17 protein-coding genes and 1 tRNA gene are annotated in these 14,872 nt (G+C 38.2%); 10 read left to right on the top strand and 8 right to left on the bottom strand.

The window, feature by feature from the left end:
• Window positions 1-19: 19 nt before the first annotated feature.
• Complete coding sequence (locus Q0948_RS03595; protein ID WP_298347656.1) at window positions 20-457, bottom strand: retropepsin-like aspartic protease; 438 nt, start codon at window positions 455-457, stop codon at window positions 20-22.
• A 124-nt stretch (window positions 458-581) separates the two neighbouring features.
• On the opposite strand from Q0948_RS03595, the gene Q0948_RS03590 reads away from it, so the two are divergent.
• From Q0948_RS03590 to Q0948_RS03550, 9 genes are all read left to right on the top strand, one after another.
• Entirely contained in the window at window positions 582-1,358 is a 777-nt protein-coding gene (locus tag Q0948_RS03590) for a TatD family hydrolase (RefSeq protein ID WP_298348773.1), read from the top strand.
• Window positions 1,359-1,428: 70 nt separating this feature from the next.
• Complete coding sequence (locus Q0948_RS03585; protein WP_298347658.1) at window positions 1,429-2,550, top strand: 1-acyl-sn-glycerol-3-phosphate acyltransferase; 1,122 nt, start codon at window positions 1,429-1,431, stop codon at window positions 2,548-2,550.
• Entirely contained in the window at window positions 2,547-3,569 is a 1,023-nt protein-coding gene (locus tag Q0948_RS03580; protein ID WP_021778271.1) for an asparaginase, read from the top strand. The genes Q0948_RS03585 and Q0948_RS03580 overlap by 4 nt, the downstream gene beginning before the upstream one ends.
• A gap of 100 nt (window positions 3,570-3,669) precedes the next feature.
• Window positions 3,670-3,754 (top strand) — tRNA-Ser (locus Q0948_RS03575).
• A gap of 703 nt (window positions 3,755-4,457) precedes the next feature.
• The gene (locus tag Q0948_RS03570; RefSeq protein WP_298347662.1) at window positions 4,458-5,252 is read left to right on the top strand and encodes a MotA/TolQ/ExbB proton channel family protein; all 795 of its coding nucleotides are present in this window, start codon (window positions 4,458-4,460) and stop codon (window positions 5,250-5,252) included.
• A gap of 31 nt (window positions 5,253-5,283) precedes the next feature.
• Complete coding sequence (locus tag Q0948_RS03565; protein WP_021778273.1) at window positions 5,284-5,718, top strand: hypothetical protein; 435 nt, start codon at window positions 5,284-5,286, stop codon at window positions 5,716-5,718.
• Window positions 5,719-5,720: 2 nt separating this feature from the next.
• Window positions 5,721-6,335 (top strand): biopolymer transporter ExbD, encoded by a 615-nt coding sequence (locus Q0948_RS03560; RefSeq protein WP_035325377.1) that lies wholly within the window; start codon window positions 5,721-5,723, stop codon window positions 6,333-6,335.
• 24 nt (window positions 6,336-6,359) lie between these two features.
• Window positions 6,360-6,833 (top strand): biopolymer transporter ExbD, encoded by a 474-nt coding sequence (locus Q0948_RS03555; RefSeq protein WP_035325376.1) that lies wholly within the window; start codon window positions 6,360-6,362, stop codon window positions 6,831-6,833.
• A 104-nt stretch (window positions 6,834-6,937) separates the two neighbouring features.
• Window positions 6,938-7,639 (top strand): porin family protein, encoded by a 702-nt coding sequence (locus Q0948_RS03550; RefSeq protein ID WP_298347666.1) that lies wholly within the window; start codon window positions 6,938-6,940, stop codon window positions 7,637-7,639.
• A gap of 28 nt (window positions 7,640-7,667) precedes the next feature.
• Here the strand turns inward: Q0948_RS03550 and Q0948_RS03545 are convergent, their stop codons facing one another.
• The 4 genes from Q0948_RS03545 to Q0948_RS03530 all read right to left on the bottom strand — a co-directional run bounded on the left by Q0948_RS03545 (window position 7,668) and on the right by Q0948_RS03530 (window position 11,354).
• A complete protein-coding gene (locus tag Q0948_RS03545; protein WP_298347668.1) occupies window positions 7,668-8,099 on the bottom strand; it encodes a hypothetical protein in 432 nt (143 codons plus the stop codon).
• Window positions 8,100-8,272: 173 nt separating this feature from the next.
• On the bottom strand, window positions 8,273-9,718 hold the full coding sequence (rpoN, locus tag Q0948_RS03540) for an RNA polymerase factor sigma-54 (RefSeq protein WP_298347670.1): 1,446 nt from the start codon (window positions 9,716-9,718) through the stop codon (window positions 8,273-8,275).
• 104 nt (window positions 9,719-9,822) lie between these two features.
• Window positions 9,823-10,641, bottom strand: a complete 819-nt coding sequence (gene kdsA, locus Q0948_RS03535; protein WP_298347673.1) for a 3-deoxy-8-phosphooctulonate synthase — start codon at window positions 10,639-10,641, stop codon at window positions 9,823-9,825.
• Window positions 10,642-10,703: 62 nt separating this feature from the next.
• Entirely contained in the window at window positions 10,704-11,354 is a 651-nt protein-coding gene (locus Q0948_RS03530; protein ID WP_298347675.1) for a flavin reductase, read from the bottom strand.
• A 19-nt stretch (window positions 11,355-11,373) separates the two neighbouring features.
• On the opposite strand from Q0948_RS03530, the gene Q0948_RS03525 reads away from it, so the two are divergent.
• Window positions 11,374-12,177, top strand: a complete 804-nt coding sequence (locus tag Q0948_RS03525; RefSeq protein WP_298347678.1) for a bifunctional 2-polyprenyl-6-hydroxyphenol methylase/3-demethylubiquinol 3-O-methyltransferase UbiG — start codon at window positions 11,374-11,376, stop codon at window positions 12,175-12,177.
• Here Q0948_RS03525 and msrA read toward each other — a convergent pair.
• The 3 genes from msrA to Q0948_RS03510 all read right to left on the bottom strand — a co-directional run bounded on the left by msrA (window position 12,174) and on the right by Q0948_RS03510 (window position 14,854).
• Complete coding sequence (gene msrA, locus Q0948_RS03520; protein ID WP_298347680.1) at window positions 12,174-12,830, bottom strand: peptide-methionine (S)-S-oxide reductase MsrA; 657 nt, start codon at window positions 12,828-12,830, stop codon at window positions 12,174-12,176. The two genes, Q0948_RS03525 and msrA, sit on opposite strands and share 4 nt — an antisense overlap.
• A gap of 146 nt (window positions 12,831-12,976) precedes the next feature.
• Window positions 12,977-13,756, bottom strand: coding sequence for a hypothetical protein (locus Q0948_RS03515; RefSeq protein ID WP_298347682.1), 780 nt, complete (start codon window positions 13,754-13,756; stop codon window positions 12,977-12,979).
• A gap of 3 nt (window positions 13,757-13,759) precedes the next feature.
• On the bottom strand, window positions 13,760-14,854 hold the full coding sequence (locus tag Q0948_RS03510; RefSeq protein ID WP_298347684.1) for a Nif3-like dinuclear metal center hexameric protein: 1,095 nt from the start codon (window positions 14,852-14,854) through the stop codon (window positions 13,760-13,762).
• Window positions 14,855-14,872: the final 18 nt, after the last annotated feature.

Raw genomic sequence — 14,872 nt, 5'->3', positions numbered from 1 at the left:
ACCATCTCACACTTATATCTTACTTGAGGTATAAGCAGTTGTATTGATAATCTATAATACCTTTGCCTGCGTTTAAAACATCTGCACCCAGAATACCGTGTACTGGCGCTGCATTGTGAGCAATTAGTGCAGTGTTTACGTGTGACATATCAAAGAGAACGATATCAAGTTTTTTATACTGCCACTTCTGGATTTTTAGAGAATTATTGCGAGAGAGTTTAGTCTCCATACCGGTTGCTCCCGCGCCTGCGGCTAGCACCTCACTATCTTCTTGTAATAAACTAAAAAGATCTGCGTGGCTAAAATCTATACAAGAACTAGAAGCGCCAGTGTCTAGTATAAATGACCCTTCTACACCATTAATTTTTGCCTTCATCTCGAGGTGATTTGTAACGGTAGGAAACAGGCGTGAGCGGCAATAACCTTTTGATAATAAGAACTGGCGTAGTGAGGGCATATGGTGTGTGATTTCTATCAAAAATAATACAATCGTTTATACACCGTGTGGCAACTAAATGATTTTTGAAAAAAGAGGCAAAATCATTTTACTTCCTTCTCGTGGCAAAGTATTTTTGTCGTCTATGACTTTTACAGATACACATACCCATTTATACAGTGAGTCTTTTGACGAAGATCAAGCAGAAATGATACAGCGCGCAATAGATGCTGGCGTGACTCGTTTTTTTATACCAGCAATAGACTCGGCATATACAGAGCGTATGTATGCGCTAGAAAAGGCACATCCAGATACCGTGTACCTTATGATGGGATTACATCCCACACACGTAAAAGAAAACTATGAAGAAGAACTTGCTCACATAGAAGCGCAGTTTGCAACACGTGACTTTTATGCGGTAGGGGAGATAGGGATTGATTTGTACTGGGATAAGTCTACTCTAGCGATACAGCAAGATGCATTTACTAGACAGATCCAACTAGCAAAAAAATATAAGAAACCCATAGTGATACACTGTCGTGAGGCTTTTGACGAGGTTTTTGAAATATTAGAAAGTGAGAAGGGTGATGATCTCTTTGGGATTTTTCATTGTTTTACGGGCACAAAAGAACAAGCCGAAAAAGCGATAAGCTATAATATGAAGTTGGGTATAGGAGGTGTGGCGACCTTTAAAAATGGTAAGATAGATCAGTTTCTTGCAGAAATACCGCTGGAGCATATAGTGCTAGAGACAGACGCTCCCTACTTAAGCCCCGTGCCATATCGCGGTAAGAGAAATGAGAGTAGCTACCTAGTGCTCGTGGCAGAAAAACTAGCGACCATTTATCAAAAATCGCTAGACGAGATTGCTGCTATTACCAGTAAAAATGCAGATAACGTTTTTTTTACAAAGCGCGCATAGTATCTTATTGTAAATAGGTAACTCAGACATAAAATATTTTGTTCTTTTGTGGAGACCAATATATACCCAATTGAACAACTACGACCATATACGCCCATACCACGACCAGGAGGTAAATGAGGCACTTTTAAGAGCAGCCAGACACCCTATGTTTAGAGTGTTATTACAATTTACATTTCCAGATTTTTCGCAAGAGCAAATTCTAGAAGTCCTTAAAACGTGTCACTCTATTGCAGATTTTCAAGAGAAGGTGATTTATAAGTCTGTGAGTAACCTACTTGACAAAAGCTCAGAAGGGTTTACGCAAAGTGGTTTTAGTGCGCTTTCGCGAAAGCAATCTTACCTCTATTTATCAAATCATCGTGATATCGTATTAGATACGTCGTTACTCAATATGACGCTTATAGATCATAAACTTATCACCACAGCCTCTGCTATAGGTGATAATCTGGTGCAAAAAGATTTCTTAATGGAGTTGTCTAAGCTTAATAGAAACTTTTTGGTCTTAAGAGATCAGTCGCCTAGGGAGTTACTTATGAGTTCTAAGCTGCTTTCTAGTTATATTAAATTTTTACTACAGTCCGATAGATCTGTATGGGTAGCGCAGCGAGAGGGAAGAACAAAAGATGGTCTTGATAAAACGCAGCAGGGTGTTCTTAAAATGATTACTATGGCTCGTGGTAAGACGCCACTTATGGCTTACCTACGAGAGTTGAGCGTCATAGGTGTGGCGATATCTTATGAGTATGATCCTACAGATATATTAAAAGTGCCAGAAATTGTTGCCAAAAGAGAGAACCTGCCCTATATAAAAACAGCAAATGAAGATTTTAATAGCATACTTAAAGGAGCGCTAGGTAATAAACGTAACATTCATATCGCCGCATCACCGTTACCAGAAAAGGTATATGATGATATTGAAGATAAGTATGATAGTGACAATGAGAAGTTACAAGCCTTTGCTGGTGAATTAGATAAAGTAATCTGGAAGAATTATAAGCTCTGGCCTACAAACTACATTGCTTATGATCTCTATCATAAAACAGATAAGTATAAGGACAAATATGATACGAAGGAACTACGTCATTTTGAGCGTAGACTAGAAGTACGTGTTGATTTATCAAAGCAAATGGAAGTAGACAGCTTCTTATTAATGTATGCAAACCCCGTGTTGCAAGCCGAAAAGTTATGAGTAAAGCAAAAATCCTTTTAATATACACTGGTGGTACCATAGGTATGATTAAAGACTATGAGACGGGAGCGCTCAAAGCCTTTGATTTTGATGAGCTACTAGATAAAATACCAGAGCTACGTTTGCTGGATTGTGAGATAAGCACCGCCTCTTTTGAGACCGTAATAGACTCGTCTAATATGAATCCCGCATACTGGAATCAATTATGTGATTTTATAGAGCAAGGTTATGATGCATATGATGGTTTTGTAGTCTTGCACGGCAGTGACACGATGAGTTATAGCGCGTCTGCAGTGAGTTTTATGCTAGAGAATTTAAGTAAGCCTGTTGTATTTACAGGATCGCAGTTACCTATAGGAGACCTACGCACAGATGCAAAAGAGAATCTTATAACAGCCGTACAAGTAGCTGCCTTAAGAAAAAGGAATAGGCCGCTCATAACCGAAGTATGTTTGTATTTTGAGTATAAGCTTTACAGGGCAAACCGCACATCAAAAATAAGTGCAGAAAATTTTGAGGCCTTCACTTCGCCTAACCATCCAGAGCTTTTAACCTCAGGTGTGCATCTCACAATTAATGAAGACGCTCTCTGGAAACCTAATAAAAAGCAACTCAAGGTTCATAAAAAGCTAGTTACAGAAGTCTTACTACTTAAGATATATCCAGGTATCTCACAGTGCCTTGTAGAAGCAATGCTCAATGTGCCTTGCGTGCGAGGTGTGGTGTTAGAAACTTTTGGAGCTGGAAATACTACAACAGAGCAGTGGTTTATAGATGCACTTAAGGCAACTATAAAGAGGGGAGTGCCTGTAGTAAATGTGACACAATGTATCTCAGGCAGTGTTCATATGGGTAATTATGAAACCAGCGTAGCCCTTAAAAAAATGGGAGTTATTAACGGAGGCGATATCACCTCTGAAGCCGCAATAGCAAAAATGATGTACCTCTTAGGACAAAATTTAGGGCCAAAAGTTTTCAAAACAGTTTTTGAAACATCACTGCGTGGGGAGATGTCATAATTATGAACTAAACCTTGAGTGCTCCGAGGTTTTTTTTGTTAATTCGCACTCCTTAATATATAGCGATCGTTTTTAGTACGCTTTCGCGAAAATTAATAATAGAAAGGTGGCCGAGTGGCTTAAGGCGCACGCTTGGAAAGCGTGTATACGGAAACGTATCGAGGGTTCGAATCCCTTCCTTTCTGCGATAAACTCTTGAATCCCATTGTTTATAGAGATTCTTGATTTCAGGGGCATAAAAAGGGACATAAAAAAACTTGACTTGCAACTTGAAGAAGACTAGCTTGATTAAATTAGATGTCAAAAGCTCTTTCTTTTTTCTCAGCTTTAAAATTTCATCTAGGAAGTAGATTGCGTGATAATGAAAGCGCAATTACATCATCTTATATAATGGTGTTTTTATTCAGCGCCCGCATAAATGCAATTAGGATACATCTTCTTGAAATCTCCGCATTGTAATTAAGTTTTATGTTTGCCTCCTCAAATTTGTCTAATAAGATACTGTTGTTTCTGGAGTACAGCATATGATAGGTTAATGGTTGGCACTATTATCACATTACTAAACTGTTAAATAATAAAGTAATACAAATGGTGTATGTTAATATATTGATGCCTTGTTGTAAAAAAGTGCCCTGTGATGCTGTTATTCCCCTTTTACTTTGCTATACTTGCTGATTCTACGAGTAAAATACTTGGGATATTACTTGTACTAAGCTTTGTGAAGTAAATATTTAGTATCTGTTTTACACATTTACTGTATAATTTAGTAGTTACATACTAAATTAATTGTAAATAAAATAAGACGATGCTTTTCAATATTTGTTACACATAATCTAATTAATTACTATATTTAACCCTTTACTAATTTAAACTTTAAGATCAAGAGCAATGAAAAAATTATTCTCTATCATGGCAGTTGCCGCTGTAGTAGTGTTAAGCACATTTACCGCTAACGCAAGCAACGCACAAACAACACTTCCAGTACAGATTCAACAAATAGTTGCAAATGTAGACGCTGGTACTTCATTTCAAGATGATGCAGCAGCAGAGGAGCTTTCTTTTACACAAGATTTGAAAAAACGATTTATAGAAGGAGGTCCTGGATTTATGGGAATTGTACTTTTATGTCTAATATTAGGTCTTGCAATTGCAATTGAGCGTATTATATACTTAAACTTAGCCTCTACTAACACAAAGAAGCTTCAGCAGGATGTTGAAGATGCACTTAACAGTGGTGGTGTAGAAGCAGCAAAAGAAGTTTGTCGTAACACAAAAGGACCAGTAGCATCTATATACTACCAAGGTCTTGATAGAGTAGACGAAGGTCTTGACTCTGCAGAGAAAGCTGTTGTAGCTTACGGAGGTGTTCAAATGGGACAACTTGAGAAAAACGTATCTTGGGTATCATTATTTATCGCTCTTGCACCTATGCTTGGGTTTATGGGTACGGTAATCGGGATGATCCAAGCCTTCGATAGAATTGAAGCAGCTGGAGATATGAACCCTGCACTAGTTGCCGGAGGTATTAAAGTAGCACTTCTTACAACAGTATTTGGACTGATTGTGGCTATTATTCTTCAAATATTCTATAACTATATTATTGCAAAAATTGACAGTATCGTAAACGATATGGAAGATGCATCTATCACATTGATGGATATGCTTGTACGTTACAAGAAGTAATATATAGTAATCTTAAAAATTCATACATATTATGGGATTACATAAAATTTTAAAATTCATTGTGGCTATCGTAGGTGTTGCAGCATTAGTTGTAGCAGGTATGGTATGGGCAAACAATGATGCCATCGTAGGTGGTGATTCACAGAACCTTGTCGATATAATGATCCTCCTTGCTTGGGCGGTTATAGGTATCGCTTTAGTACTCGTAGTAGTCTTTGTTCTCAAAGGTCTATTTTCGGGTAATGCAAAAAACACACTTGTAGGAGCTGGATCTTTCTTACTTATTGTTGCTATTTCTTACTTCGCTGCAAGCGGAGCAGAAGAAGTACCAATGAAAGACGGAGAAGTTCTTTCTGCTAGTGGTTCACAGTGGGTAAGCGCTGGTATAAACGCATTCTTTATTCTTGCAGCAATTGCAATAATACTTATGCTAGTATCAGGAGCTAAGAAACTTGTAAATAAATAATTATGGCTAGGAGAAATGCACCAGAAATTAATGCAGGGTCTATGGCAGACATCGCATTCTTACTACTTATCTTCTTCTTGGTAACAACTACCATTGAGAAAGATAGAGGACTTGTAAGAGCGCTACCGCCAGAGCAGCCTGAAAATGTGGAGCCTCCTATCATTAAAGAAAAGAACCTTTTTGTAGTTATCGTAAATAAAAACGATGAACTTTTGGTTGAAGATAAGCCTATGGAGATGAAAGATCTTCAAGAGGCAGCTATCGCCTTCTTAGATAATGGAGGTGTACCAAAAGGGCAAGAAGGGTATTGTGATTACTGTCAAGGAGAGCGTGACCCTAGTTCGTCAGACTTTCCAGACAAGGCTATTGTAACTGTAAAAAATGACCGTGAGACATCTTACGATACATACATTACAGTTCAAAATGAGCTTGTAGGAGCATACAATTCTTTACGTGATAGAGAGTCACAACGTTTATACGGTTGGAAATTCACAGAAGTAAAGAAAGCTATAGACGAAGGAGTTTATAAAGGAAACGAAGAGAGTGCAAAAGAAAAACTTGATGTTATCAAGAAAATGTACCCTCAGAAACTTTCTGAAATAGATCCTCAATCATAAGTAGAATTATAAAATAAAAATATTATGTCAAAATTTAGAAAAGGCGGGTCTAAAGAGTTACCAGCGGTAAACACGGCTTCCCTACCAGATATTGTATTTATGTTATTATTCTTCTTTATGGTGGCAACAGTTTTACGTAAAAACGACGTAAAAGTGGCGCAAATTTTACCAGCGGCAGATCAAACAGAGAAGCTACAGAAGGACAGAAGTGTATACATCTTTGGAGGGAAACCTGGAGAAGGGTATAAGCAGTTCGGTACAGAAGGTAAAATTCAAATAGGAGACAAATTCGTAAATATAAACGAAGTACAGCCTGCTATTCTTGAAGAACGTGAGAAGCTTAGAGATGAGCTTAAAGATAGAGTAATGGTAGCCTTTAAAGTAGATAAGGAAACTAACTCTGGTCTTGTATATGACGTAAAGCAAGAACTAAGACAAGCTAATATGTTAAAAGTGATTTACATCACTACTCAAACTGAAGACGCTGTAACTCAGTAGTCGATAGTTAAATTAGTAAAAAAACACCTTGAGGTAACTTAAGGTGTTTTTTTATGCAATATTGCCAGCGGCAATTCTGTTATATTTGTAATAAACTATTATTCTTGAAGTATCTCCTTTACATTTTTATAGGTCTAAGTACAATTGCAACCCTTGCACAAGATATTGATGTGCCAGACACTCCAGTTGTAGATTCTTTATATAGGGAAGACCAAGTGTATGTAGGTATCACCTTTAACCTGCTAGGTGATAAGCCCTCTGGTTTTGAGCAGAATGGTCTGAGTGCTGGTATACAAGCTGGTGTTATAAGAGATTTTCCGATAAATAAAAGACGTAATAAGGCTATAGGTATAGGTGTTGGAATGGCCTTAGATACCTATAATCAAAATCTTCTCATCGCGACTCAAGCTGGAAGCGAGACCTCTACATTTGACATTGTAGACGAGAGCGTGGAGAATGTTACAAATAGATTTACTAGTTACACATTAGAAATGCCTCTAGAGTATAGGTGGAGAACATCTACTGCAACAAAGTATAGTTTTTGGCGTATACACGTCGGGATGAAGCTGGGCTATGTGCTTAGATTTAAATCTACCTATCAAGATGATGTGTCAGATATCACAAGTTCAGATATACTTGAAATTAATAAGTTTCAATATGGGCCTTCATTTTCTTTCGGCTATGGAGCGTTTAATTTTCAAGGATATTATGGTTTAAATACCCTTTTTAATGATGATGCATTGCTCAATACAGAGGATGTAGGTATTCAAGTGATGCGTTTAGGGTTAGTTTTTTACTTCTTATAATGTTACGCTTTCGCGAAAGCGTAATTTTCTATATCCAGTAACTATACACCATAAACTGCGATACTGCGCCTACAATAAACCCTACTACAAGCTCTGCAGGAGTGTGTGCTCGCATATCTAATCTAGAAGTAGCAGTTGCGCCACAGGCAAAAATAAAGCCAGCTATAAGAAGCAAGAGGTTGATGCCAAAATGTAAGCTAAGACCTACTACAAAAAATAGGACTCCAGATAGCGCTATCATATGAAGGCTTGCCTTAAATTTAAGTAATGCTAGCAAAAAAGCTCCAGTACTTGCGCCTAGTATGCCTACAAAGAAGTAATATAATTCTGGTATCTCGTAGCCGTCAAAGATGAGTCTTATTAAGATAAAGGTAAAAAGCATCTGGAGTAGTAAAGGCCACCTGCGCTCTTTTACTTCTTTAAGGTGAATGGTTGTAACTAGCTGTAGGTTTTTAAGCATATAAAAGCTTAAAATAGGAATGACAGTAGTCATTATAACCGTAGCGAAAACTTTTGAATACAAAAACTCTGGATTAAAGTATCGCGGCGAAATATAGAAGTAGAGCAATACCCCTACTAATGGCATAAAAAGCGGATGAAAAATATACGAAAAGCTACGTATGAAAAACTTCATTAAATTTGCTTTCGAAGTCTTGCTACTGGTAGTTCTAGCTGTTCTCTATATTTGGCAACCGTTCTGCGGGCTATAGGGTAACCTTTTTCTTTAAGAATGCCGGCAAGCTTATCATCTGTAAGTGGCTTACGCTTATCTTCCTCTTCGATAACTGTTTCAAGTATTTTTTTGATTTCGCGTGTAGATACTTCTTCACCTTGATCATTAGTCATACTTTCAGAAAAGAAGTTTTTAATGAGTTTTGTTCCGTAAGGTGTGTCTACATACTTACTGTTTGCTACACGTGATACCGTAGAGACGTCCATACCAATCTCTGTGGCTATGTCCTTGAGAATCATAGGGCGTAGATTGCGCTCATCACCAGTTAAAAAGTATTTTTTCTGGTAGTTCATTATAGAACTCATTGTCACAAATAAGGTCTGCTGGCGTTGTATAATGGCTTCTATAAACCACTTTGCAGCATCAAGTTTTTGCTTTATAAAAAGTACGGCGTCTTTTTGTGCTTTTGTGCGCTCTTTAGATTCTTTGTAGCCTTTGAGCATATTGCTATAATCTCTAGAGATTTTAAGCTCTGGAGCATTACGGCCATTGAGAGATAACTCTAATTCTCCGTCTACAATTCTTATGGTGAAATCTGGTACTACGTGCTCTACTATTTTTGTGTTGCTAGAGTAAGATCCGCCTGGTCTTGGGTTAAGGTGTTCTATCTCGTGTATGGCGTCTTTAAGTTCTTCTTCTGTGATATGAAACTTAGCCATTAACTTTTTATAATGCTTCTTACTAAAGTGGTCAAAAGACTTCTCAAGTATCTCTATCGCAAGTGCAATAGCCTTTGTTTCTGTCTTTCTGTCCAGTTGTAGTACAAGGCACTCTTGAAGATTGCGCGCTCCTACGCCTGCAGGGTCAAGATCTTGTACTTTAAAAAGCATTTTTTCTATAGTCTCCTCAGTGGTGTAGATGTTTTGGGTAAATGCTAGATCATCCATAAGATCTAATATGGGACGTCTTAAATATCCAGCTTCATCTAGTGAGCCTATAATAAACTCTGCAACGCTACGCTCTTCTGGTGAGATACGCATCGTGTTGAGTTGGGTTTTTAGGTATTGGTTAAATGATGTTCCTGAGGCATAGGGTACTTGTTTATCCTCATCATCTGCACTGTAATTATTTGCGCTTAGGCGATACTCTGGTATCTCATCATCACTGAGATAATCATCTACATTAATTTCTACCTCTGGTGCTTCGTCAAAATCATCTGTGTTGTCAAACTCTTCAAAGTCATCTTGAACCTCTTCTTTACCGCTATCTAAGGCAGGGTTTTCTTCTAGCTCTTGCTTTATCTTTTGCTCAAACGCTTGCGTAGGAAGCTGGATGAGCTTCATAAGCTGTATTTGCTGTGGAGATAGCTTTTGAGAAAGTTTAAAGTTGAGCTGTTGTTTTAGCATATGAAACGAAGTTACAAAAAAGGAGTAGATGTAGTTGCGAAATATTTGTTAAGCAAGATACGTGCCCTTTATTGTTTATAGCAATCTAAATTTATGTCTTATAATTATAAGCTCGTGATTGTTTTTCTAATCACGACAAGGTTAGAAAGCAATCGCTCTAAGTGAGCGAGATCAAGCATATTTGCCCCATCACTCTTTGCATTTGCCGGGTCAAAATGAGTTTCTATAAATAATCCGTCTACATTATTTACAATACCTGCTCTGGCAATAGTTTCTATCATATCTGGTCTTCCTCCCGTAACGCCACTAGACTGGTTAGGTTGCTGTAATGAGTGTGTCACATCTAGCACGGTAGGAGCAAATGAGCGCATCGTAGGGATGCCTCTAAAGTCTACAATCATATCTTGATAGCCAAACATTGTACCTCTATCTGTAATCCAGGCGTTTTCATTACCGCTATCGTGCACCTTGCGCACGGCGTGTTGCATAGCCTCTGGAGACATAAACTGCCCTTTTTTAAGGTTTACTACTTTACCTGTTTCTGCCGCGGCAACGACTAGCGATGTCTGGCGAACTAAAAATGCAGGGATCTGAAGTACATCTACATACTGTGCAGCGAGTGCAGCATCAGAGCTTTCGTGAATGTCTGTGACCGTAGGAATATCAAATGCAGAAGAAACCTTTGCAAGAATCTCAAGCGCCTTCTCATCACCTATGCCCGTAAAACTGTCTATGCGACTACGATTTGCTTTTCTAAAACTTCCTTTAAAAACGTAAGGAATAGATAACTTATCTGTAATGGTTACCACCTTTTCGGCAATGCGCATAGCCATATCTTCTCCCTCAATAGCACAAGGGCCGCAGAGTAAGAAGAAGTTATTTGCTTCTGTGTGTTTTATTTTAGGAATGCTTGATAGTTTCATAATGTGAATTTTTATGCTTTCGCGAAAGCGTAACAAAGATACTCTATACAGCCTAGTTACTTCTATTTGTCTAAAATAGATGTCGCTTTTTTATCTGGCTTTGCGTAGGTAAATCTGTCTATTATTTGAGGAGAAGTATACCCATCTAGCCCATTTATGGCCACGCCGTCTGCCTTTTGTAAATGCACCCAGCCATCTTCATATAAAGTATCTTCAGGAATGGTAATATTTGTAATTGCACCTATGACGAGTATGGTGCCATTTTCTTTAATCTCGTACTCGTTTACGTACTCACACGCAAGCTGTATGTTTGCTTCTTTTACAAAAGGAGCTTTAAAGTCATCGCGATATGCTGCGGTAAGCCCCACGGCGTTATACTCAGATATGTTGCTGTCATAAGCTGCAGCCGTCTGGTGTGACTGGTTTATGATATTGCTATGTATGTGATTTACGGTAAAGACTCCCGTTTCTTTTATATTGCTATACGTATGTCGAGCTACTGTGGTGGGTCTTGTGATATAGCTTAGTAGTGGCGGGTTGCTCCCTATATGGGTGATACTACTTATAACTGCTAGGTTTTCTATTCCCTCTGGAGAGATGGTGCCTATAAGGTTTGCACTCTTAAAACCTGTTATGCTATTAATAAAATTTGCTCTGTAACGAGAGGGCATTGTATTAATGGCTTCTTTATTAAAATGTAGTATCTTTTTCATCATTTCAAAAATACGGAATATGTCAAAAGACCATCAAAATTACTTCTCTACTAATAAAGAAACCTGGAATAAAAAGGTAGCTATACACGCAGCAAGTGACTTTTATGATATGAAAGGATTTATGTCTGGTAAGAGTTCGCTTAACTCATATGAGCTTGATGCACTAGGGGATGTTACTGGTAAATCACTCTTGCATTTGCAGTGTCATTTTGGACAAGATACATTGAGCTGGGCAAGGATGGGAGCCCTGTGTACGGGTGTAGATATAAGTGATGAGGCGATTACGCTTTCGCGAAAGCTAAATAAAGAACTCAATCTATCTGCAAAATTTGTGTGCTGTAATGTACTTGATACAAATAGCTACGTACAAGAAAAATTTGATATTGTATTTTCAAGTTATGGGGTGATAGGCTGGCTCCCAGATTTAAAACCGTGGGCGCAAGTTATCGCAGATCGTCTTGAGGTGGGAGGTGAGTTTTATATGGTAGAATTTCATCCCATAGTCTGGATGTTTGATTATACAAAAGAGCAACCTGTGATGCGTTATGGTTATGCACAAGAAGAAGTGATTTATGAGGAGTACGAGGGTACCTATGCGCAAGAAGATGCCCAGATTGTAAGTAAAGAATATGGCTGGAATCACGGTCTAGGCGAGGTTGTGACTGCACTAGCAGGGGCTGGCTTGCAGATACAATATATGCGGGAGCACGATGGCGCTCCATATGATGTGTTGCCAGATCTGGTAAAAAATGAAAACGGTCTCTACGTGAGTAAAGACCGTTTGTATCCTTTAATTTTTGAAATTAAAGCTGTAAAAATTTAGTAAGCATCATCCTTTAGTAACTCAGGAAACTTAGCTGCAAACCTCTTATATCTAGGCACAGATATGTTTTGAATGTATGGATTGTTTGGGTTGTTCTTTTCATAATCTTGGTGATATGCCTCTGCAATCCAGAATTTCTGAAAAGGAAGTACTTGCGTTACAATACGGCCGTCATAAGTAGACTTATTTAAAGCTGCGATAGTATTTTCAATAATTTTCTTTTCTTCTTCGTTTTGGTAAAAAGCTATAGATCTGTATTGCGGTCCAGCATCTGGTCCTTGTCTATTTTTGGTCGTAGGGTCTTGTGAGCCAAAAAACACATCTACTAGCTGCTCAAAGCTTATAACTTCTGGGTTGTAAATAACCTCTACGGCCTCTGCGTGTGTTGTTCTTCCGTAGCTTACTTGCTTGTATGTAGGGTTGTCTTCAGAGCCGCCACTATAGCCACTTATAGCCTCATCTACACCTTCTACACTTTCAAAAACGGCTTCTACACACCAGAAGCAACCACTTGCAAAGTATGCTTTGCGCATTCCGTCTTGAGGAGCAACTTGTACCGGCTCAAGCATAGCAGTAGGCTCTGCCATAGGTTTTGTGTCATAATTACAACTCATTAGGGTGATAAGAGCTGTGATTGCTGCAATAATTTTCATAATAATACTTTTACTGCAAAGCTATACTATAACCTTATGCAGTGTTGTTAGGGTTATGTTAATCAGTATGTGCTTGTTTTGTAAAAGTTATTGCACAAAAAAAGCCTTCTGTTAAGAAGGCTTTTTTAATAATGTATAAAAGATGATTACAACTTACTGAAAAGTGCATTCATTTTTTCAGTTTGCTCACTTGCTAGTTCGCTATCTATTAAGATACGACCAGAATGCTCATCTGTAATTATTTTCTTGCGACCTGCAATCTCTACTTGTACCTGTGGTGGTATTGTAAAATAAGATCCTCCAGAAGCTCCACGCTCTATAGGCACAATGGCAAGACCATTACGTACGCTAGATCGTATTCTTTTGTAAGCTTTTACAAGGCGCTCTTCTATGTTGTTTTCGTACTCTTCGCTTTTTGCTAGAAGTGCTTTTTCTTCTTTTTCTGTCTCAGAAAGGATAGCGTCTAGCTCACTCTTTTTGTGCTTAAGGTGTGCTTTGCGTTCACTTAGACGGTCTTTAGTCTGAGTAATCACTTCACCTTTTTGCTCTATTTGAGCTTTAAACTCGCGTATGTTCTTCTCTGCAAGTTGGATTTCTAGTTCTTGAAACTCTACCTCTTTGCTTAGTGCGTTAAACTCGCGGTTGTTACGTACGTTCTTTTGCTGTTCAGAATACTTTTTAATAGCTGCCTTAGAGTCATCTATTTGTATTTTTTTAGCCTTGATAGAGTCATCTACCAGTTTTAAATCGTTCTCCAACTTCTCGATGCGCTTGTTAAGACCAGCTACTTCATCTTCAAGGTCTTCTACTTCCAAAGGAAGTTCTCCACGTACATTGCGGATCTCGTCCACACGTGAGTCAATAAGTTGTAAATCGTAAAGCGAGCGTAGTTTCTCTTCTACTGTTGCTTCTTTCTTCTTTGCCATACGTTAAAAATAGTTGATAGGATTGGTATTTTCCTCAGATAAAATGATTGCAAAAGTACTAATTTTTTCTGTAAGATAGTCTGCAATTAAGTTTTTCGTAAAGCGTTCACTCTCATAATGTCCCACATCACATAGCAATATCTTATTTTCGGCTTGATAATAGTCGTGGTATTTTAGATCTGCAGTGATAAGTGCATCTGCCCCTTGAGCTTTTGCTGCACCTATGGCAAATGCGCCACTACCACCTAAAACAGCAATTTTCTTTATGCTGGATCCTTTTAGTGCAGAATGGCGTATACCTCCCGTTTTAAAAATGGTTTTTGTATAAGAAAGAAAATCACCTTCAGGCATTGGAGTTTCTAGTTCTCCTATCATACCCATTCCCACATTTTGTAGTTTGTTTTCTAGTTGTGTAATCTCATAGGCCACTTCCTCATACGGGTGATTTGTAAATAGGGTTTTAAGCACCTTAGATTGTAAATGCTTTTCAAACGTAATATTTATTTGTGTCTCTGCTTCTGTATGGCGCATACCAGCCGTTCCTATAACAGGGTTAGACTTGTCATTGCCCTTAAAAGTTCCTTTCCCTTCTAGTTGAAAATTACACTCCTCATAATGGCCTATGCTACCCGCACCAGTGCTAAATAAAGTTTCAGCGAGTGCTTGTGCATTTTTATGAGGCACATAAGTGGTTAGTTTTAAAATGTGATTCTTTTTAGGGCTTAGTATTTTGACATTTTGTAAGCCTAGTGCTTTGCACATACCATAATTCACACCGTGAGCCACATTATCAAGAGCCGTGTGAATAGCAAAAATTGCAATATCATTCTTAATCGCCTTTTGCACTACGCGTTGCACGTAGTTCTTACCTGTGAGTTGTTTTAAGCCAGAAAATATAATGGGATGAAAACACACAATAAGATTACACTCTTTTGTGATAGCTTCATCTACCACATTTTCTAATGCGTCGTGTGAGACTAGTATATTAGTCACTTGCTCGTTATAATCGCCCACAAGCAAACCTACATTGTCAAAATCTTCGGCATAGGCTAGGGGAGCCCACTCATTTAATAAATTACTTACCTCTTGTACTGTCATAAGCGTAAAGATAAAAAA

This window comes from uncultured Dokdonia sp. (assembly GCF_947496725.1).
Classification (GTDB): domain Bacteria; phylum Bacteroidota; class Bacteroidia; order Flavobacteriales; family Flavobacteriaceae; genus Dokdonia.
The sequence above is the reverse complement of the archived record's forward strand: the minus strand, read 5'-3'. Positions and strand labels throughout refer to the sequence as shown.

Coding starts and splice junctions, on each gene's coding strand:
- Q0948_RS03595 (WP_298347656.1), bottom strand. CDS start 457: ATGCCCTCACTACGCCAGTTCTTATTATCAAAAGGTTATTGCCGCTCA.
- Q0948_RS03590 (WP_298348773.1), top strand. CDS start 582: ATGACTTTTACAGATACACATACCCATTTATACAGTGAGTCTTTTGAC.
- Q0948_RS03580 (WP_021778271.1), top strand. CDS start 2,547: ATGAGTAAAGCAAAAATCCTTTTAATATACACTGGTGGTACCATAGGT.
- Q0948_RS03570 (WP_298347662.1), top strand. CDS start 4,458: ATGAAAAAATTATTCTCTATCATGGCAGTTGCCGCTGTAGTAGTGTTA.
- Q0948_RS03565 (WP_021778273.1), top strand. CDS start 5,284: ATGGGATTACATAAAATTTTAAAATTCATTGTGGCTATCGTAGGTGTT.
- Q0948_RS03560 (WP_035325377.1), top strand. CDS start 5,721: ATGGCTAGGAGAAATGCACCAGAAATTAATGCAGGGTCTATGGCAGAC.
- Q0948_RS03555 (WP_035325376.1), top strand. CDS start 6,360: ATGTCAAAATTTAGAAAAGGCGGGTCTAAAGAGTTACCAGCGGTAAAC.
- Q0948_RS03545 (WP_298347668.1), bottom strand. CDS start 8,099: ATGCTTAAAAACCTACAGCTAGTTACAACCATTCACCTTAAAGAAGTA.
- rpoN (WP_298347670.1), bottom strand. CDS start 9,718: ATGCTAAAACAACAGCTCAACTTTAAACTTTCTCAAAAGCTATCTCCA.
- kdsA (WP_298347673.1), bottom strand. CDS start 10,641: ATGAAACTATCAAGCATTCCTAAAATAAAACACACAGAAGCAAATAAC.
- Q0948_RS03530 (WP_298347675.1), bottom strand. CDS start 11,354: ATGAAAAAGATACTACATTTTAATAAAGAAGCCATTAATACAATGCCC.
- Q0948_RS03525 (WP_298347678.1), top strand. CDS start 11,374: ATGTCAAAAGACCATCAAAATTACTTCTCTACTAATAAAGAAACCTGG.
- msrA (WP_298347680.1), bottom strand. CDS start 12,830: ATGAAAATTATTGCAGCAATCACAGCTCTTATCACCCTAATGAGTTGT.
- Q0948_RS03515 (WP_298347682.1), bottom strand. CDS start 13,756: ATGGCAAAGAAGAAAGAAGCAACAGTAGAAGAGAAACTACGCTCGCTT.
- Q0948_RS03510 (WP_298347684.1), bottom strand. CDS start 14,854: ATGACAGTACAAGAGGTAAGTAATTTATTAAATGAGTGGGCTCCCCTA.